The sequence below is a fragment of the Idiomarina sp. A28L genome (assembly GCF_000218785.1).
In the GTDB taxonomy this organism is placed as follows: Bacteria; Pseudomonadota; Gammaproteobacteria; order Enterobacterales; family Alteromonadaceae; genus Aliidiomarina.
On the sequence record NZ_AFPO01000007.1, the window covers coordinates 77,859 to 97,885 of the forward strand.

Here is a 20,027-nt window from a genome sequence, read left to right on the forward strand (position 1 = left end):
ATTGAAGAAGGTTAACGTTGCCCATGCCCAAACATAATATTGATGGAAACCACATTGATAAAAGCCGCCGCGGTTTCTTGAAGCTCAGCGGCCGTAGTGCTTTTGCGCTCGCCGCGGTAGGCACTGTGGCAAGTGTTGTGGGCTACACAGGTTTCCGTTGGCAACAGCGCAGTAATGCTGAATCAGCCAATAGTTTCGCCGTGCTTCGGCCACAAGATCTAATGTTATTTAGTGCATTGCTACCGGTAGTGCTCGGGCCTAACCCAACTTTTCGTAAAGGCTTTGATGAGGTTCAGGGTAAATCGAGCTCTGCGGTAGTAGAAAACACCTTGCTGCAACTCGATAGTATGTTGGCGCACAGCAGCCCCGCCATGCAAAAGCAAATTCGAGATTTGGTTGATCTCCTTACCTTCTCTGCTACTCAAGGCTTGGTTTCTGGATATTGGGGCACTTGGCAGAATGCCAACCAAGCTGATATCGAAACCTTTCTAAAGCGCTGGCGGAACAGTAAAACTCAATTATTTCGCTTTGGCTATCAAGGCATTTGCCAGCTTTGCCAAATGGCTTGGTATGGCCGCCCAGAATCATGGGCAGATATTGGCTATCCAGGCATACCTGCTTATTTGCGAGGTTCTCATGCCCGTTCCTGATATGTTTCGTGAAGGCATGCAACGCGGTTGGTTGGTTGTTGATGGTAGCCAGCCGCTACCGCATCTTCCCAGTGCTGATGTAGTTATTATTGGTTCTGGTGCCGGCGGCGCAACCGCGGCGGAAATACTCAGTGAGGCTGGCTTACAGGTTTACATTCTAGAGGAAGGCTCGTTAAAAACGTCCACCGATTTTCATAACGATGAGCTGAAAGCATACGCTGAAATGTATCAAGAAGGTGCACTGCGCACTTCGGCCGATGGTGGTGTTGCCATATTACAGGGCCGCACTGTGGGCGGCACCACCACGGTAAATTGGACAAGCAGCTTTCGCACACCGAGCTCCACCCTGGCGCAATGGCGTTCACAATGGGGTATTGATTACGCAACCGATTCGGCAATGGAACCTTGGTTTGCCCGAATGGAACAACGGCTAAACGTTAGCCGCTGGCAAATGGCGCCAAATGCAAATAATGATGTAATTCGGAAGGGTTGTGAAGCATTGGGTTGGGGCTGGGATATCATTCCACGCAACGTAAAAGGCTGTTGGAACTTAGGTTATTGCGGCACCGGCTGCCCAGTAAACGCGAAACAATCTATGTTAGTAACCAGCCTTCCGGCCGCGTTAGAAAAAGGTGCGGTATTAATCCATAGCTTGCGAGCAGTAAAGCTTGATCACCACAAGGGCGAAGTGCTCGGCGTGCAATGCCAAGGTATGAATGGCACCCTAACCTCAGCTAATGGCCCGAAAGTAACCTTACATGCCCCCCGCTTTATTCTTGCTGGCGGCGCCATAAATAACCCTGGCTTACTGTTGCGCTCAAAAGCACCAGACCCACACAAGCAACTTGGTAAACGCACCTTTTTGCACCCCGTTTGTATGACACTAGCAACTTTTAATACGCCTATTGATGGCTTTTACGGAGCACCACAATCGGTGTATTCCGATCATTTCAACGAAGTACCCGCCGAGAGCCAACGCATGGGCTTTAAGCTTGAAGTACCGCCTATGCAACCTAGCATAGTAGCGGCCCTAATGGGAGGCTTTGGCGAGCAGCATTATAATCGTATTCAGGATCTATCGAAGAGCAACCTTATGTTGGCGTTAATGCGCGATGGCTTTTTTGCCGATGACCCCGGTGGTAGTGTAAGATTGCGCAGTAATGGCGATGCAGTGCTTGATTATCCGTTAAATGAGCGCCTTTGGAATACAGTAGCCGAAGCTTATGTAAGAATGGCAGAAATTCAGTTTGCTGCAGGCGCTAAAGAAGTAACGCCTTTGCATATAAATGGCTTGGCAACAGGCTCAATAGAAACCTTCAAAGCGCAAACCTACAAGCAAAAAAACGAGCAAGGCTTTACCGGCAGCTTGCGCTATGAACCGATATCAGTTCGCCTTTCTAGCGCCCATGTAATGGGCGGTTGTGCGATGGGTGCCGATGAACGTAGAAGTGTTGTGAACACTGATGGCCGGCACCACCAATTGCAAAATTTAATCGTGATGGACGGCTCTTTGTTTCCCACCAGTGTTGGTGCGAACCCACAATTAAGCATTTATGCATTGGCGGCACGTTTAGCTACCGAATTTATTAAGAAATAAGGTTCATATGGCAATTGAGATAAAGCCTCAGGAAAGTATTTTGTTGCCGGGTTTACGTAAAGCCACGGAAGCAGCACATCAGCAAATTGAGCGCCAGCCCAATATGGTAAGGCTTATGGCGAGTGATTTAAAATTACACGAGTACATCACAGTATTGTTGGGCTTCACCCTTTTTTTTCAAAAAATAGAGCCTCAGATCATAGATCAATTTGAGATTTATTCTGCGAATAATGCCGGTAATAATTTAAGTTATACTTACACACCAAGGCTGCCATTATTAGCCGAAGATATCAAAGCAATGCAAAATAAAATAATGGATAGCAGTGATGCTGCAGATATTTTATTTCTGCAACAAGGTTTATCGAAAAACGCTGGGCAGCAGGAGCCACAACCATCGGAGTTGGAAAATATTACTTGGCCTAATATTTCCAACCATTTGGAACTATTAGCCGTTCTTTACGTATTAGAAGGTTCAAGCCAAGGCGGAAAGATTCTTGCTCCCCGAATCAACCGAACTTTGTCGCTAAACGAAGCCGGATGTAAATATTTCAATTTATGGATAAAACCCTCAAATAGTTGGATACAATGGCAAGAGTGGTGTAAACAAATAGAAGCGCAAGAATCGAGCAAATTTCTAGCGTTAAATGCACCTAAGATTTACCACACAGCGAAACAAACTTTCACGGCTATATCGAATTGCATGGATAAAGTTGGGGCACAATTGTTAAGCCCCCATAGTTGAAGCGCCAAGTGATGAACTTCTTGGGTTAATTTCTCAAGTTAATGCCTCGAGTTAATGCCTTAAGTGATCGTTAAGAAGGAAGAATAAATGTCAGCAGATCTGGGCTCAGATGATATAAGCAAACTTATCGCCGCGTGCGATCAAGAGCCCATTCATATCCCTAACGCGATACAGCCGTTTGGTGCAATGCTTATCGTTGAAAAGGATACGCAACAGATAGTTTACGCCAGTGCGAATAGCGCTGAGTACTTTTCTGTGGCTGATAACACAATTCATGAGCTCTCTGATATTAAACAGGCAAACATCAATTCCTTGCTCCCTGAGCATTTAATTAGTGGATTAGCGAGTGCAATTCGGGAAAACGAACCTATTTGGGTAGAAACCGATAGGCTCAGTTTTCTCGGATGGCGACACGAAAATTACTATATTATTGAGGTTGAGCGTTATCACGTACAAACGAGTAATTGGTTTGAAATTCAGTTTCAACGAGCATTTCAAAAGCTCCGGAATTGCAAAACCCATAACGATCTAATCAATACACTCACTCGGTTAATACAAGAAATTTCAGGTTATGATCGGGTAATGATTTATCAGTTCGATCCGGAATGGAATGGCCGTGTTATAGCTGAATCAGTGCGCCAACTATTTACCAGCATGCTCAATCACCATTTCCCTGCCAGTGATATTCCAGCGCAGGCTCGGGCTATGTATAGCATTAACCCGATTAGAATCATTCCGGATGTAAACGCAGAACCACAGCCTTTACATATGATCCACAAACCACAAAATACTGAGGCAGTTAACCTTAGCAGTGGCGTTCTACGAGCGGTTTCACCTCTGCACATGCAGTATTTACGCAATTTTGGTGTATCTGCCTCTACCTCAATAGGGATATTTAACGAAGATGAGCTATGGGGCATTGTAGCTTGCCATCATACTAAACCGCGGGCTATTGGCCGCCGTATTCGCAGGCTTTTAGTACGAACCGTTGAGTTTGCGGCTGAGCGATTATGGTTAATCCATTCTCGTAATGTAGAGCGGTACATGGTAACCGTGCAAGCAGCTCGCGAGCAGCTTTCAACTACCGCAGATGATAAACATTCTTCGCATGAAATTGTAATCGAGCACGCGGCTGATTGGTGCAAATTATTTCGTTGCGATGGTATTGGTTATTTGCGCGGTGAAGAGCTTACCACTTATGGCGAAACACCAGATCAAACGACCATCAATAAGTTAGTAGAGTGGCTCGAAGAAAACGGAAAAAAAAGCTTGTTCTGGCATAGCCATATGTTAAAAGAAGATGCGCCCGGGCTATTGCCTGACGGTTCGCGCTTTGCAGGTTTACTAGCTATCCCTCTGAAATCAGATGCCGATCTTTTTTCCTATCTACTGTTATTTCGTGTTGCTCAAAATGAAGTGCGAACCTGGGCCGGTAAACCAGAAAAATTATCGGTAGAAACGTCTACTGGAACTATGCTTGGCCCTCGAAAATCGTTTGAAGCTTGGCAAGATGAAGTTAGCGGCAAGAGCCAGCCATGGCGAACAGCACAGTTGTATGCCGCTCGCGATATTGCCCGTGATTTGTTGATCGTGGCCGATTCTATGCAACTTAATTTATTAAATGATCAACTCGCTGATGCAAATGAAAATCTCGAGAAATTGGCCAGTTTTGATGATTTAACCGGTATTTTTAACCGCCGGAGAATGGAAGATAGATTAGAATCAGAGGTGAAAGAAGCGCAACGCTATAAAAAGCAATTCGGTATTTTGCTCTTCGATTTAGATAAGTTTAAATCTGTAAACGATACCTATGGCCACAATATTGGCGACCAAATATTGCAAAATACCTGCGCGGCAGTATCTGAAACACTCCGTGATACCGATAAATTTGGCCGCTGGGGTGGCGAAGAGTTTTTAATTATTGCCCCACAAACCGGAATGCCCGAATTAATGCAATTAGGCGAACGTGTACGAGCAGCCGTAGAGAAAATGCAGCACAAAGATTTACCCGCAGTAACCATCAGTATTGGTGTAGCGGAATTTCAAAATGATACACGCTGGGATCATATGATTGATAGGGCTGATAAAGCCATGTATCGAGCCAAAGAAAACGGCCGCAATCAAGTGTGCTCACAGTAGTTTTTGAGTATCTCGTTACTGTTAAAAAGCTTGACCAGTGTTGGGCAATAACGCTAGTTAATGCCCAACACTAAATTAGATTACCAAAGAATAGGCTGTGCCATTGCCAAATGGAAGATAATAGCCAGCTGTACGAATGCTAAAATAGCCGCCACAATGCGCGTACGTTTTGGAAACTTCGGTTTAATTGCGAAAACACCTGCCACAATATAACCAATCAAAAACAATACTTTCAATAACAACCACGAATGCTCAAGCACGTTTAAACCAGTGATAATTAACAGGGAAATGGCCATCACGAGCAAAATGGTATCGTTTACGTGCGGAATCCAACGTAACGGTGTGCTACGCCAATTCGGCTTACCCAATGCATCAAGGCCTAAGCGTACAATCAGAAACAGCCCAGTAAGATAGGCGGCAAGCATATGTATGCCTTTAACAGGTGCGTAAAATTCCATGGTAGTGCTCTCTTTTTTGCTGTTAGTTGCATAAACTGAATTGTTCATACTCGATGATCTCTATCCTACCGGAATATTCTCAGCGTGCATTAACTATTCGCCGGTTTGTGGCAGATCAATGTTCTGCAACACGGAAAAAATTATACTTTTACGCATCACATTCAATACCAAGCACTTTAAAAGGTAGGCTAGCTTATTACTGCGGCTGAAATAAGATGGTAATCTGAAGCAGGAACATAACCGATCGCTACCTAGCTGATTTATGAGCCCCAAACCTGATAGCGATTGCGGCCTGTTTTTTTACCTGCATATAACGCTTCGTCGGCATGGCCAATTACATCCATTGGCTCCGCACCATGCTCGGGCCATATTGCAATACCTACAGTACAGCCGATACTTAGTTCTAAATCATCAATCAGCAACGGCATGTTAATCGCATGAATAACGCGTTCAGCAACCATTATTCCGGTATCTCTGGGGCATTTTTCATCGGTGCGCAGAATCATTAGAAACTCATCGCCCCCTAACCGCACTACGAGCTCATTGCTGCGAATAATTTCTTGCAGTCGATTAGCTACCTCTATGAGTATTTCATCACCTATTTTGTGGCCGTGGGTATCATTTATTGGTTTAAATTTATCAAGATCTAAATATAAAAAAGTAAGCGTTTGATTGCGCACCTGTGCATCATTTTTCGCCTTTCTTATATATTCGGCTAATGCGTTGCGATTTGGCAAGCCTGTGAGGGCATCGCGATGAGCTTTCAACTCCATATCATCAAGAGCCCCTTCAGCCTCATCAATACTGTTTAACAACCGCTGCAACGATGATTCCAACACCTCAATTTCTTTAATGCCTTTATGGCGAGGAATCGGAATAATATCGCCGGCACTAATTCTGTTTGCTGCATAGGTAATATCGCTTAACGGCTGGCTGATGCGGCCTCCCAAATACCAACCCAAGGCACCAAAAACCACTACGAAAAATGCCCCTAACAACCAAATATAGCGCTGAAAATCATCAACTACCGCGTAGGCTTCCGAAACCGATTGCCGGAGTAAAATTGTCCAACCTAAACCAGGATAAGTTTCATAGCCTGATGATTGCACATACCCTGTAAGGTAGCGTTCGCCATTCGGCCAATCTTCTTCTAAAAAACTATTCGTGCCAGTTCGAGAGGCCCATACGCTTTGCAACGATAATTGTTGGCCGATGGTTCCGGGCGGCCCAAGTAAAACGGTATCATCTTGCTCGCTCACTACAAACATTTCTACATTGTGGCGCTCACGCAATGGCACCATTATGCTTTGCTGCACAATTCTGGCCCATTCCCAGCTTAAATGAGCTGCCAGTACGCCTCTAAATTCACCTGTGTTATCGAACACCGGGTAACTAATATCAACAAACTCTAGCGGAAAGCCATCCTTACTTGGAATCAACTCCGCAAGCAATTTAGCCTCATGAACATCGCCATAAAAAGGGCTTTTTTGCGCCTCAACGAACACCGGGCGAGTTGAAATATCGAAACCCACCAAAAACCCACCCGTTGCTGCGGTTACCGTACCTCGGCTATTTGTTAAACCGATCCAAGAAAACGAAGGAACCGCTTCTTGCACGCCATTTAAAATATGTTGGGTAGCTTCAAGATCGGAGCCAGAAACACCAAACCGGCTCAGTAAAGCCACTTCGGTAGCGCGCGACCACATGTATTGATCAAGCTTATTCGCCATTAAAAATGATAAATCAGCTAAGCTCACGCCTACTTCATTACGCATCGCGCGGCTAGCATTTTGCGCAACCATGAAGTTTAAGATCACGGTAAGCAAAGCAATGGTAAGTACAGAGGTGATGGTAATTCTAGCTCTCAGGCTCAGTGATTTACTTTTAAATAAAACCATATTCATTGTTTTTTAGGGTGAATTTTCGCCTACTAACAACAGTAACTGTGGGCACAGAATTATAAACGTGGACATAGATCATACACTGAACGCGTATAAATACACCTTACCAAATGTTAGATAGCGGCTGCCTTGAACAAAGATTGAATATGTACATCAACTGTAACGGTTAGCTTTTCAAGCCGTTGCGCCCTTTCTATACCTGCTGCGGGAGCACGAAATAGGTGTGGGGTCATGGCTAAAAGGTTGTTGATCTGGGTTTGGTTTTCTAAGGTAAGCTGATAATTTGCAGAGAGCGGAGGCTGTATCTCAAAATGCTCCGGTTGCAGTTTTGCCGGCTTTTCTGATTTTAAATCGGGGTATATCACTTCGCGTAGTTCACGCAAATGCTCTGGCCCCGGATCAACCATAAGTAAAAGGCCTCCCGGTTTTAAAACGCGTAAAAACTCGGAATATACTGGAAAACCAAAAACACACAGTACAACATCTACCGAAGCATCCTGTACGGGTATATGTGCGTTACTCGCCACAAACCACCTGGCCGTATTTTCAGATGTTGCGGCTAGGTTTGGTGATGGTAATGGAAGCCCTTGCTTGGCCGCAGCAAGCACCGCCCATTTAGAAATATCAAAACCGGCAATGCTTAACTGCTCTGCGCCGGCGTTGGCGATTAACTCCCTAAGGTAATAACCTTCTCCACATCCGGCATCAAGAACATTCAATGGGTTCTTTGCAGAAACCAATTGCTCATCAGCATAACGCAATATTTCTTCAGATATACTCGCGGCTAAAGGCTGATAAAAGCCACTATTTAAGAAATCACGCCGAGCAACAACCATTTCCTTACTATCACCAGGATCTTTCGAACGCTTTTGCTGTACCGGTAATAAGTTTAGATAGCCTTGTTTGGCAACATCAAAACTGTGGCCTTGGCTACACCGCCATGATGATAGGTTTTCTGCAGGATGAAGAGGTTCACCTTCAATAGGGCACTGTAACTGATTAAACGCAACGCTTGGCATATAAGTAGCAACTTTTATCGTGGGTTGCCCAAATAATAACGCCTATAGCCAGCGCTGGCTAATCGATTTTACCCTAACGGCTTATTGCCACTTCTTCACCCGCTTGTAAACCGGCCGCAACTTCCACATGCTGCGCTCCTTGGTAATTGAGCACTTCACCAAGCCTAACTAACCGGCGTTCGAGCCGATTATTTCGCCAAACCTGAACATAGTTAAGCTGCCCAATTTGGGTTACCGAAGCAACCGGAATGTGAGTAATTTCACGGCTACCCGCAGGAACCGAAACGGTTCCATACATTCCCGGATAAAGGCCTGCAACGGTTGCCGGCACTAAGCGAATAATGAAGCTACGCGAAGCCGAATCAGCGGCCGGCTCAATTTCTACAATGCGGCCAGCCAATGTTTTATTTACTGCATCCAGTGAGATTTTCAGTTCATCGCCAATATTGATATTAGTTAATACCGATTCACTGATTGCCGCCTCTAATCGCAGGCTTTCCGGCTGATATAAACCCACTAACAACATACCCGGCGTTGCGGTATCGCCAGTAAAAACGGCTCTTCGGCTAACAATGCCTGCAAATGGTGCCAAAATCACGCTAAAGCTTTCGCTAGTTCGGGCTTCAGATAGTGATTCCCGGGCGCGAATTAAATCAGCCTCAGCACTATCTCGCGTAGCACGAGCTTCATCAAGGCTGGCTTCGGGCAGCACACCTTGCGCTACTACTGCTTCAATACGTTGAAAACTCAAACGCGCTTCATTCGCGCGAGCCTGAGCTGCAGCCAGTGTTTGTTCTTGTTGGCGAACCCGTGAACTTAGATCAGCATTTTCTAAGCGTAACAATACATCACCTGCTTCCACCCTATCGCCAGCATTTACTAAAACTTCGGCAACACGCGCTGTTATTCGAGCTGAAATCGCAGCTTGTTGGCGAGCTTGAACAGTTCCACTAAATGCTCGGTGCTGTTCCATGGCTTCGCTGCGAACCAGTGCCGTTTCCGGTTTTACTTGATTTTGCTCTGCCCGCGCTTGTGTATCTAATTTTGGTGTAAACCCATTTGCGAGCCAAACAAAAACGATGAGTAAACCTACCAACCCAGCGGTAATTGCAAGTATACGTTTCACGTTCATGCTTCATGCTCCTGTTGCGGCCTAGGCTCGATAGCGTGCCCAGCAGCATTGTTATACATCATGTAATAAACCACCGGAATAACCAGCAAAGTGAACAACGTTGACGCTGTAATACCGAATATTACTGCCCAAGCTAAACCGTTGAAAATGGGGTCAAGGGTTATCACAATATTCGCCAGCATAGTGGTGCCGGCCGTAAGCAAAATTGGCCTAGTGCGTGCGGCACCGGCATCAAACAACGCCTCTTTCAACGTACAGTTTGTTTGTAATCGCTGTTGAATAAAATCAATCAAAATTAATGCGTTGCGAACCACGATTCCGGCCAAGGCTATCATGCCGATCATCGCCGTTGCCGTAAATAACGCGGGGTTCGGGTAGCCAGCAATATCGGCACTGAACATATTCAAAAACCAAAAACCCGGCATAATACCAATCACCGTAAGCGGTATCGATAACATCATAATACCGGCAACCGCTTTCAAACCAGTTTGTAAAACCATTACGATATAAACACCAAGCAACGCTACCGCGTAAGCAATACCTAAATCACGGAATACATCGAGCGTAATTTTCCATTCCCCCTCGCCACTCCAAACAACGTTAATATCGCTCGGTACCTGCCAGCCTATGCCTGAACCATTATTGAAATAGTGCCGTTGCCAATGGGGCACTACAGAATTACCATCGCTGTTTTGGTCAACCATCACATCGGCAACTACATCAGCAGGCACTCGGCCAACAGGTTCAGCATACACATACACCACGGGCCGCAAGTTTTTGTGTAGAATTGGCTTATCAGCATTTACTTGAACAAACTCACCGAGCTCTGCAAGCGGAACTAAAGGCGCCGGTGCCGAAGTTAACCCTAAGCCACTACTTTGTTGCGCAAGCCCAGTTTGCCCACGCACATAGAGTGATAAAAGATGATCCGGATTATCACGGAACCCTTTCGGCAACCGAATTTCAATTGGCAACGGGTTAATTTCGGTGTCTTGCTGCAAGAAATCTATCGTCCAGCCACCACTAGCGGCGGCAATACTCTCGTGAATATCGTTCGCATTAATGCCAGATAATGCCGCTTTTTCACGGTTGATAACAAAACGCCAAACTTGCTGATCGTGGGGAACAGAGGTATCCACCTCGCTCACGAAATCTTCTTGCCGCATTCGGTCTGCTAACACTTGTGCCGCTTCTTCTATTTCTGCATAAGGCGTTTCATCGCCACCATAAAGCTCAGCTACTATAGTGGCCAGAACCGGAGGACCCGGCGGCATCTGCACAATTTTCAACTGCGCATTCACCTCCTTTGCTATCGCCTCAAGTGGATCACGTAAACGATTAGCCATTTCATTCGATTGCATGCTTCGCCGTGATTTATCTGCCAACACCACGCGAATTTCACCCTGCCACGGCTTATTACGATGAGAGTAGTGGCGCACCATGCCGTTAAAATCTATTGGCGAAGCTACACCACTGAAAGTAGCAATAGCTTTCACTTCCGGAACGGTTTGCAGGTAGGAAGCCAACCGTTCAAGTGCCATAGCTGTATTTTCTAGAGGTTCACCTTCACGCATATCTAAAACGAGCTGAAATTCATTTTTATTATCGTGTGGCAGCAACTTCAACGGAACTAGGCGCAACACTGGTAACAGCGCTGCGAGCACAAATAAACCCGCCACGCTCCATAAAAATATTTTGCTGCGCTTGCGCGAATCTAACAAGGGTTCAAGAATTTTTCGATAGCCTTTATAAATTAAAGAACTACTTGGATCATAAGCGCCTTTTTGCTTCGCTTTGCCCATAATTTTCCAAGCAAGCCAAGGGGTAATGAAGAACGCAGTAATCGTAGAAAACACAACGCTTATCGGCACGTTGAAGGCCATCGGCCCCATATATGGGCCCATCATGCCGGTGATGAAGAACATTGGCGTGAAAACAATCACTATGGCTAAAGTAGACATCAGCAAGGCGCTGCGAATTTCAACCATCGCGGCAATCACAGCGCGCTTTGAAGCTTTTCCTTCTGCCCGCATGTGCCGTTCGATATTATCAATTGCAGCAATTGGGTCGTCGACAATAAGGCCGAGAGCTAGTATCAGCGCAAAGAGGGTTACACGATTAATCGTATAGCCGAACAGGAGATCCATGCCTAAGGTAGCGCCATATGCGATTGGAATTGCGATAGCTACCACTATAGCCGCGCGCCAATTAAGGAAGAGGCCAACGAATACCACAACAACTAAAACCGCAACCACAAGGCTGCTTACTAGCTCAGATACTTTTTCATCAGCCGTTTCACCATAATTACGAATGATAGAAACAGCAACACCTTCGGGCAACCACGCAGCCTCTAACGCCTTTAACTCTGCGATTACATCATTAGCTACCCATACCGCATTAGAGCCACGTTGCTTAGCCGCTGAAATATATACCGCTGGGTATTTTTCGCCTGCGAAAGCACCCCCATTAGATATATTACTACTCACCGTTCCTTGGAAATCAGGCCCGGGATAAAAGAAAGTATAGTTACTCGGTTGTTCGGGGCCATCGGTTACGGTTGCCACATCGCGAAGAAAAACAGGCTGGCCATTTAACACGTTTACAACGGCATTTTCGAGTTCAGTAGCGCTTGCGAAAAACACACCACTCTCAACTTGAATAATGCGCCCCTGCTGGTGTAGTTGCCCAGCCGTTACTTGTGTATTAGTAAGTTGTACCGCTCTTCTGATATCAGCCAGCGTAGTTCGATGTGCCGCTAGGCTCACGCTATCGAGTGCAATCTGAATAGTTCGCGCTTGCCCACCAACCACAGCTACTTGATTAGTATTTTTCACCGATTTTAATTTTTGCGTGGCCTGTTCAGCTATTCTGCGCAGCGCAAACGCATCATGCTGCTCTGGGTTGGTGCTATAGAGTGCTGCAATTACGATCGGAACATCATCTATTTCAACAGGCTTCACTACCCAATTTGCCACAACAGCAGGTATCTGATCTTGGCTTGAATAGAGTTTATTATAGAGTTTTACTAGTGAATCTTCCCGATCTTCACCCACGTAAAAACGCACGGTAACGTTGGCATAATCACGGTTAGATTGAGAATACACATATTCAACGCCATCGATTTGGGAAACGAGGCGTTCAAGAGGTTCGGTTATTTGCGTAGCAATTTGCCGCGCGGAAAGCCCTGGCGCACTTACCATTACATCCGCCATAGGCACTACAATTTGCGGATCTTCCTCGCGCGGCGTAAGTAATAATGCAAAAACACCGAGTAACAGGGCTAGGCCTATCAGTACAGGTGGAAAGGTACTATTTAAAAACCAACCCATTACGCCACTTTTGGCGTTCACCGGCGCTTCCGTATCACTTACTGCTTGCTTCATTGCGTTAACCGCTCTTTTATTTAAATGCTTGGCCTGGCTTAAAACCGGCTGCTTTCAAAATTTTTGCCAACGGACAAAACCCAGTGAAAGCGGCTTGCAAAAGATTTAAACCTACTAGCGCGGTTAATATCAACCAAGCTTGGTTAGCTTGCCAAGCTAGTAATACCGACACCAGCACCAAAGCACCTGCAAACGCGAATACAAATCTATCGATATTCATATCATCACCTTTCATTAGATATACCTAATATTTAAACGCTGAAAAAATCACTCGCAAAAAATACCATGCAAGCTTTCGAGGATTTGTAACGCTTTTTCATCGGCTATGCGATAAAGAACGGTTGTACCTTCTTTCCGAAAGCCGACAATATTTTGCTCACGCAGTTTTGCTAGATGTTGCGAGAGCGACGATTGCGACAAACCCACTTTTTTCTCAAGTTCACCAACAGACATCTCACCGTTTACGAGATGGCAAAGCACCATTAATCGATGGCTATTAGCCAACGATTTCAACAAGCTCTCTGCCGCGCTCGCATTTTCTTGCATTTGGTTAATCGAAATAGTTTTCATGGTTTTATTATATTAGCTTTTACTAATTTAACAAGAGCATTACTCATTTTTCGATGCCTGCATACTGATAAATAGCTCAATATTCAATATAATGACAATTTACTGATATGCATCAAAGTATTTTCACTTCTAATAGGAGGTAATGGGAACTCGATAGCCACCTTATTCCCAAAGGTAGGCGGAGCAAACATTATGAGTGAATTAAACAGCGTATATATCATTGAAGAGCGAACAAATTCGCTTTCTTTAGTTGAGGAAGCGCTAAAAAACCACATTGGTATAATTGCGCCATTGAAGCTACCGATGGCCCAACAATCGGTTAATACTGCGATAGCCAGCGAACCGGATTTAATTGTTTTGGAAGCTTCTAAAAGAGGCTTTGCCGCTTTAACAAAGCTTCGTAGTAGTTGTATTCCCTCTAGAGTAATTATGTTTTCTGCTTCAGATGCAGAAACAGATATTTTTAACGCTATTCGTAACGGCGCAGATGGCTATTTACTGAAAGATACCAAGCCTGAGCACCTATCGGCTCTGCTCACTAAAGCATTACAAGGTAAGATGGCGTTAAGTGATGGCGTTATTGAAATTTTAGCAAAAGCGTTACGGTATTCAGAACAACAATCGCAACAAGCATCATTAAAAGTACTTACAAATCGAGAAAAGGAAGTACTGCACCTGCTCACAGAAGGAAAGAGCAATAAGGTTTTAGCGGCAGCATTAATGATTTCAGAAGGAACGGTGAAGGTTCACATAAAAAATATCTTAAAGAAGCTGGGGTTACAATCGCGCATGCAAGCAGCTTTATGGAAGGTTAAAGGTTAAGGCACCATTTCAGATACCTTAACCCTGCTAAATGGGTGATTTTAAAAAGCCGTTAACCCAGTTTGCGCCCTACCGAGAATTAACGCATGCACATCATGGGTGCCTTCATAAGTATTCACTGCTTCTAAATTCATTACATGCCGAATTACATGATACTCATCTGAAACACCGTTACCACCATGCATATCTCGTGCAGTTCGCGCAATATCAAGAGCCTTACCACAACTATTCCGCTTAATTAAACTTATGGTTTCCGGTGGCAAAGCGTTGTTATCAGCCATTCGGCCAGCTTGCAGAGCACCTAGTAAGGCTAAACTAATTTCTGTTTGCATATCGGCGAGTTTTTTCTGAATAAGCTGTGTTGCTGCTAGTGGCCTTCCAAACTGCTCGCGCTCCAAGGTGTATTGCCGTGCGGCATGCCAGCAAAACTCTGCGGCTCCCATGGCGCCCCAGGCAATACCATAGCGCGCTTTGTTTAAACATTTGAACGGGCCTTTTAAACCTGTTATTTCTGGAAACATATTTTTTTCTGGAACAAACACATTATCCATTACAATTTCACCGGTTATCGATGCTCGAAGGCTAAATTTACCTTCAATTTTAGGCGCACTTAACCCCTCCATGCCTTTTTCGAGCACAAAGCCGCGAATAACACCCTCGAGCTTTGCCCACACTACAAACACATCGGCGATGGGGCTGTTAGTAATCCACATTTTGCTACCGGTTAAGCGAAAACCACCCGCTACCTTCTTTGCTCGTGTTTTCATACTCCCCGGATCAGAGCCAGCATCGGGTTCAGTGAGGCCGAAACAGCCAACCCATTCGCCAGAAGCTAATTTGGGTAAATATCTATGCCGTTGTTCCTCTGTTCCGAATTCAAAAATGGGGTACATCACTAATGAACTTTGCACACTCATCGCACTGCGGTAACCACTATCAACACGTTCAACTTCGCGAGCAATTAAACCGTAGCAAACATGATTTACGCCTGCACCACCGTAAGATTCAGGAATCGTTGCGCCGAGTAACCCAAGCGCTCCCATTTCATTCATGATTTCACGATGAAAATGTTCCTCACGATTTGCCATCAATATTCTGGGCTGCAGATTTTCTTGGCAGTATGCATGTGCGCTATCGCGAATCATGCGTTCTTCATCAGTTAATAACGATTCTATTTGGAATGGATCTTGCCAATTAAACACTGGTTGCTTGCTCATTTAACCCTCTATTTATTTGTCCTACTCAACCTTTCGCTTAGTTTCAATGATTACGGTAGCGGTGCCTGCTTCTTGATTTTCAAACGCCATAATTGTGCCATTATTGAACCAATCTTCGCTCTTTAAATAACGATATAGAACGCTGGTATTAAATGATTCGCTTGGCTCACTGAGTTGAAGCGAGAGCTCGCAATAACTGGTGCGGCATTCAAGGCTGGTAAGATTTAAGTGCCTAAATTCCTCTTCTCGTATGAAGAAATCTTGCAGGCTTTGCTCAATCGGATAAGCCCAATCTGGATCAACTGGTTCTAATTCACGCCGTATTGCCATATCATCGTTGCTCAAATAACCCTCTTGAGCGTTTTGAACAGCTCGCGCTAACGCTTCGCTGCTATTACTTCTTAATTCGTCCACATCTCTTCTGTTTTCAGGCTGGTTTTCTTCGATAAGCGCCACTTCACCTAATTCCGACCGAAGTTCCGTTAATAGATGTTCCTGTTCTAGCAACTGTTCTTCTAAGGTCCTATTTTCAGCCTGTAACTCACCCACTAACGCCTCTAGGTTAGTGGCGCTATTCTCCAGCTGAGTTGCTAACTGGGTATTTAATCGATCTTCGCCAGACACTCTTTCATCGCTCTCTCGGCTGCTTTCCTGCCACAACAAAATTGCCAACACAGAAATGATAACCACATAGGTGATATGGATGAACTTAGCCATGATTATATCCTTGGTTGCCGTTATACCTGTTCTGCTATTGATTAAATCTTAGCTAATATAGCTAGCGTTATAAAGCACCTACAAGCTTTCCAACTCTATTTAACCGGTTACTTTGATTTTGCTTAAGTTTTTGTTGTATTTTTTGTTTTTAAAAAAGCAAAAAGGCACCCGAAGGTGCCTTTTTTAAACTATTTTTCTAACTGAAATTAACGAGTACGTGGAACTCGGATTTCAACAGATAATGCAGCTTCAGTACGACGGTTGCGCTCGTTAGCAGATAAACTAATTTCGTTTACTACTGGGCGGCTCATACCGTGACCTACTGTAGTGATACGGCTACGGCTAATTCCATGAGTGTTTACAAGGATATCAGCAACAGCTTTCGCACGACGGTCAGATAAATCGCGGTTATATTCAGCAGAACCGATTAAATCGGTGTGGCCGTTGATAACTACTTCAGTATCTGAATGCTCTTTCATGAAATCAGCTAAACGGCGTACATCACCATTATAATCGCTAGTTACACGAGCAGAATCAAATTCGAAGCCTACACGTAGGTTTTCAGAAACTTGTTCAGTAGTGTAAACAGTACAACCACGGCTATCTACAACATGATTACGTGGAGTGTTTGCACAATCATCACGGTAATCTGGAACGCCATCACCGTCGCTATCAGTTTGACGATCTGTTGGCGCTGGAGTTTCTTGAGCTACTTCGCGAGTATCACGCGAGCCCCAAGAATCTAACATTGGCTGTGCTGTACCAAATGCATAGTTAGCACTAACGATGAACGAGATATCGTTGTAATCAGAGCTAAACTGTGGCGCTACTTCAGCGCGCAGGAACAGCTTATCGGTAAGCGCATGGCGATAACCTAAAGTTGCACGGAACATCATATCGCGATGGCGCTGAACACGAGTTTGGTTTAAACCAGCACCCAAATATACATTTGAGTTAAGGTAGTAAAGTGCATCAGTACCAAACATATGGCCTGTTGCGCTTGCACCAGTGTTATCTACGTCAGTTTTTACGCGATCCCAGTATGTGCGAACTGCCCAGCGGTCAGTAAGTGGAACTGAAAACTCCAAACCGAACTGCGGCGAATTGAAGCCATCGTCAATTGAGTAACCGATGTTATCGGCATCAATATATAAACGATCACTGTCAAATGAGCTTATGTTTAAACGAGCACCGAAAGAAATTTGCTCGTTACCTGCAAAGTTTTCGAAAGCGGTTGCTTGCGGGCTAGCTATAAGCAGACCGGCAATGGCTGCAGGTATTGCTATTCCAGTAAATTTGTTCATAAGGGATTCCTTCTTTCCTTTAGCTGCTCCACTAACCCGGGAGGGTTGGGGGGGTATCAACCCTTATTCTGGCTTAACTAACTAACAACTGTTGTTAACTTTACCAAAACTTTTAAAATTAGATGTCTACTAAGTAATAAAACTTAATGTTTAGTTAAAACCAAAGCGTATAACACAAAGCCTACACCCGAAGCTCCTTGCAGTATAACATTTAACCTCAGAAGATCAATGTTGTACCAACAAACTATTTCGTATAGTTTGCACCGTCTTCTTAGCAATTTATTCGGTATGCCTTTTTCTAAAAAATTTAAATCTACTCAAGCACTTAAAACTGTATATTTTTAGGAGCTTTGAATTCGTCGAATTCACCGCTATTCCGGCTGTAACGCTATTCCGGCTGTAAATAATAGATTGCATAACCCTGAGAGTCTTCTGCATATTTTTCTACATTGGTTATTTTTTTCGCCTCTTCGATACCCGCGGTACTATTGTTGCCACGAAACTCAAGAATAACGCCTGGCGGTATAAAAAGTGACCAGTTATGGGCTAAGTTAAGAGGCAACACACCATCATTTGCCGCGGTCATCTCACGGGCATAATCGGCGATAACTTGCCGAACTTCTTCGCCACTAGAATGCACAATTGTAGTGCCATCTAAACCCGGAAAACCGCCACCACCACCAGCACGGTAGTTGTTAACTGCAACTAGGAAACGTTGCTCCAAATTTAATGGTTCACCCGCATACATCACATCAACAACGCGCCTTGCATCGGCATTAAGTAAATCACCATGCACGTTATAACGCGCAGGCTGGGCCAAATCAAAGCGATACTCTAAACCACTTAAAACATCGAAATTGAAACTAGGGTTACCGGTAAATAATGTCTGTGGCTCGCTCATTTCAGGAACAATTTGTTCATAAGCCAATGCTGACATTTCCAGCCACTCAACTAATTGAGCGCCGGTTACTTCAACTACTTGCAACGTATTTGGATATACATATAGATCCACCAAATTCCCAAGTGTAAAGGCGCCAGCTTCAATTACCGTGTAATCTTCGGCGCTTTGAAAGCCATTACGAAACGGAGCCGCGGCACTTAATACTGGCAAATCAGCGGCTATATCGCCACGCTCCTGCAATGATTTTACCAACCATGTTTGTGCATCATTAATCAGTTGCACTGCGGTGCTTGGTTCAATACGCGCAAATAACGTTGAAATTCGTTCGCCAACTTCGCCCAATGGCTCATTCAGCATAACAACCGTTTCTTCATGCTCGGCTATAAGCATTGCTTCCAACTCGGAATCTTTTCGTTCATCAACCGGGCGAACCGCTACTGAGCTGCCAGTTACACTCCAACCGGTACCATTATGTTGCAGTTGTAAATCGATAATTCCGAGATGATCACCCCAATAACCAGGGGCTACTGCTGGCACGCCGCGCACATAGCCCGCCTCATTATCAACTTCAGGCAAATCGTTATAACCCTCAGAACCTGGGAATAATTGATGCTGATGACCAAACAAAATGGCATCGATACCCTCAACCCCAGCTAATTGATAACTTGCCTGCTCCGCAAATTGCGGGTAATTATCGTATATACGAAGCCCTGAATGCGGTACCGCCACCACAACATCGGCTCCCTCTGCCCGCATTTTTGGAATAAAATATTCGGCGGCTTCAACCATATCGCGAACACGCACTTTACCCGCTAAGTGCTGCTGATCCCAACGCACTATTTGCGGTGGCAAAAAGCCAATAAATCCCACTTTAATTTCATGTGCATTACCATGTTGGTCTTGCATCTGTTTCGCCAAAATCACATACGGTTCAAACATTGGGTTATCCCAACCTGAACTCACCTTACCGGAATCGGCAACTGAATCGGCATGAAACACATTGGCGCTGATATAAGGGAATTCAGCTCCTCCTACTGATGCTTGCAAAAACTCAAGGCCATAATTGAATTCGTGGTTACCCATATTACCTAAATCATATTCAAGGTAATTGAGCGCGCGAATAATCGGGTGCGCGTTCTCGGCAACATACTCAACACCATTACGTGCAACCCAATCGCCAAAGGCACTACCTTGAATTAAATCGCCGTTATCAACTAAGAAGTTGTTCGGGTTTTCAGCTCGAGCTTCGTGAATCAAAGCAGCAGTATGCACTAGGCCATAGGAATCAGTTGGCTGTTGTTGAAAATAATCATAACCCAGCATGTAGGCATGCAAATCCGTGGTTTCAATTAAACGTAATTCAACTTCTGCTGGCTCTTTAGGCTCGCTACAACCACTTAATAAAAAGCTTGAAACGAGCACTGCACTAATGGTGATTTTTAGCATTTTCATAGTTATTCCCATCACTTAAATTT

Annotated in this window: 16 protein-coding genes; 5 read left to right on the forward strand and 11 right to left on the reverse strand. The window is 44.7% G+C overall.

Going from position 1 to position 20,027, the window contains the following annotated elements; genetic code table 11:
* The first annotated feature begins 23 nt into the window (after positions 1-23).
* From A28LD_RS02140 to A28LD_RS02155, 4 genes are all read left to right on the forward strand, one after another.
* Positions 24-650 (forward strand): hypothetical protein, encoded by a 627-nt coding sequence (locus A28LD_RS02140; protein WP_007419412.1) that lies wholly within the window; start codon positions 24-26, stop codon positions 648-650.
* The gene (locus A28LD_RS02145; RefSeq protein ID WP_007419413.1) at positions 637-2,247 is read left to right on the forward strand and encodes a GMC family oxidoreductase; all 1,611 of its coding nucleotides are present in this window, start codon (positions 637-639) and stop codon (positions 2,245-2,247) included. Before A28LD_RS02140 ends, A28LD_RS02145 begins: the two co-directional genes overlap by 14 nt.
* A gap of 7 nt (positions 2,248-2,254) precedes the next feature.
* Positions 2,255-2,989 carry a biliverdin-producing heme oxygenase gene (locus A28LD_RS02150; RefSeq protein ID WP_007419414.1) on the forward strand — a complete coding sequence of 245 codons (735 nt, stop codon included), beginning with the start codon at positions 2,255-2,257 and terminating at the stop codon, positions 2,987-2,989.
* An 87-nt stretch (positions 2,990-3,076) separates the two neighbouring features.
* Positions 3,077-5,128, forward strand: a complete 2,052-nt coding sequence (locus tag A28LD_RS02155) for a sensor domain-containing diguanylate cyclase (protein WP_007419415.1) — start codon at positions 3,077-3,079, stop codon at positions 5,126-5,128.
* 80 nt (positions 5,129-5,208) lie between these two features.
* Here the strand turns inward: A28LD_RS02155 and A28LD_RS02160 are convergent, their stop codons facing one another.
* The 7 genes from A28LD_RS02160 to A28LD_RS02190 all read right to left on the reverse strand — a co-directional run bounded on the left by A28LD_RS02160 (position 5,209) and on the right by A28LD_RS02190 (position 13,591).
* Positions 5,209-5,634: a SirB2 family protein gene (locus A28LD_RS02160; RefSeq protein WP_007419416.1), complete on the reverse strand. Its 426-nt coding sequence runs from the start codon at positions 5,632-5,634 to the stop codon at positions 5,209-5,211.
* A gap of 212 nt (positions 5,635-5,846) precedes the next feature.
* Entirely contained in the window at positions 5,847-7,484 is a 1,638-nt protein-coding gene (locus A28LD_RS02165; RefSeq protein WP_040486913.1) for a diguanylate cyclase domain-containing protein, read from the reverse strand.
* 116 nt (positions 7,485-7,600) lie between these two features.
* Complete coding sequence (locus A28LD_RS02170) at positions 7,601-8,506, reverse strand: putative RNA methyltransferase (RefSeq protein ID WP_007419418.1); 906 nt, start codon at positions 8,504-8,506, stop codon at positions 7,601-7,603.
* A gap of 73 nt (positions 8,507-8,579) precedes the next feature.
* On the reverse strand, positions 8,580-9,638 hold the full coding sequence (locus A28LD_RS02175) for an efflux RND transporter periplasmic adaptor subunit (RefSeq protein WP_007419419.1): 1,059 nt from the start codon (positions 9,636-9,638) through the stop codon (positions 8,580-8,582).
* A complete protein-coding gene (locus A28LD_RS02180; RefSeq protein ID WP_007419420.1) occupies positions 9,635-13,021 on the reverse strand; it encodes an efflux RND transporter permease subunit in 3,387 nt (1,128 codons plus the stop codon). Before A28LD_RS02180 ends, A28LD_RS02175 begins: the two co-directional genes overlap by 4 nt.
* A gap of 16 nt (positions 13,022-13,037) precedes the next feature.
* Positions 13,038-13,256, reverse strand: coding sequence for a YgaP family membrane protein (locus A28LD_RS02185; protein ID WP_007419421.1), 219 nt, complete (start codon positions 13,254-13,256; stop codon positions 13,038-13,040).
* A 32-nt stretch (positions 13,257-13,288) separates the two neighbouring features.
* Positions 13,289-13,591, reverse strand: a complete 303-nt coding sequence (locus tag A28LD_RS02190; RefSeq protein ID WP_007419422.1) for an ArsR/SmtB family transcription factor — start codon at positions 13,589-13,591, stop codon at positions 13,289-13,291.
* Positions 13,592-13,783: 192 nt separating this feature from the next.
* Here A28LD_RS02190 and A28LD_RS02195 point away from each other — a divergent pair, with 192 nt between their 5' ends.
* Entirely contained in the window at positions 13,784-14,413 is a 630-nt protein-coding gene (locus A28LD_RS02195) for a LuxR C-terminal-related transcriptional regulator (RefSeq protein ID WP_007419423.1), read from the forward strand.
* Positions 14,414-14,454: 41 nt separating this feature from the next.
* Here A28LD_RS02195 and A28LD_RS02200 read toward each other — a convergent pair whose 3' ends face one another.
* The 4 genes from A28LD_RS02200 to A28LD_RS02215 form a co-directional block, all read right to left on the reverse strand.
* Positions 14,455-15,630 (reverse strand): acyl-CoA dehydrogenase, encoded by a 1,176-nt coding sequence (locus A28LD_RS02200; RefSeq protein WP_007419424.1) that lies wholly within the window; start codon positions 15,628-15,630, stop codon positions 14,455-14,457.
* A 21-nt stretch (positions 15,631-15,651) separates the two neighbouring features.
* Complete coding sequence (locus A28LD_RS02205) at positions 15,652-16,347, reverse strand: hypothetical protein (protein WP_007419425.1); 696 nt, start codon at positions 16,345-16,347, stop codon at positions 15,652-15,654.
* A 206-nt stretch (positions 16,348-16,553) separates the two neighbouring features.
* Positions 16,554-17,651, reverse strand: coding sequence for an OmpA family protein (locus A28LD_RS02210; RefSeq protein WP_007419426.1), 1,098 nt, complete (start codon positions 17,649-17,651; stop codon positions 16,554-16,556).
* 388 nt (positions 17,652-18,039) lie between these two features.
* Complete coding sequence (locus A28LD_RS02215; RefSeq protein ID WP_007419427.1) at positions 18,040-20,004, reverse strand: bifunctional 2',3'-cyclic-nucleotide 2'-phosphodiesterase/3'-nucleotidase; 1,965 nt, start codon at positions 20,002-20,004, stop codon at positions 18,040-18,042.
* Between the last annotated feature and the right edge of the window lie 23 nt (positions 20,005-20,027).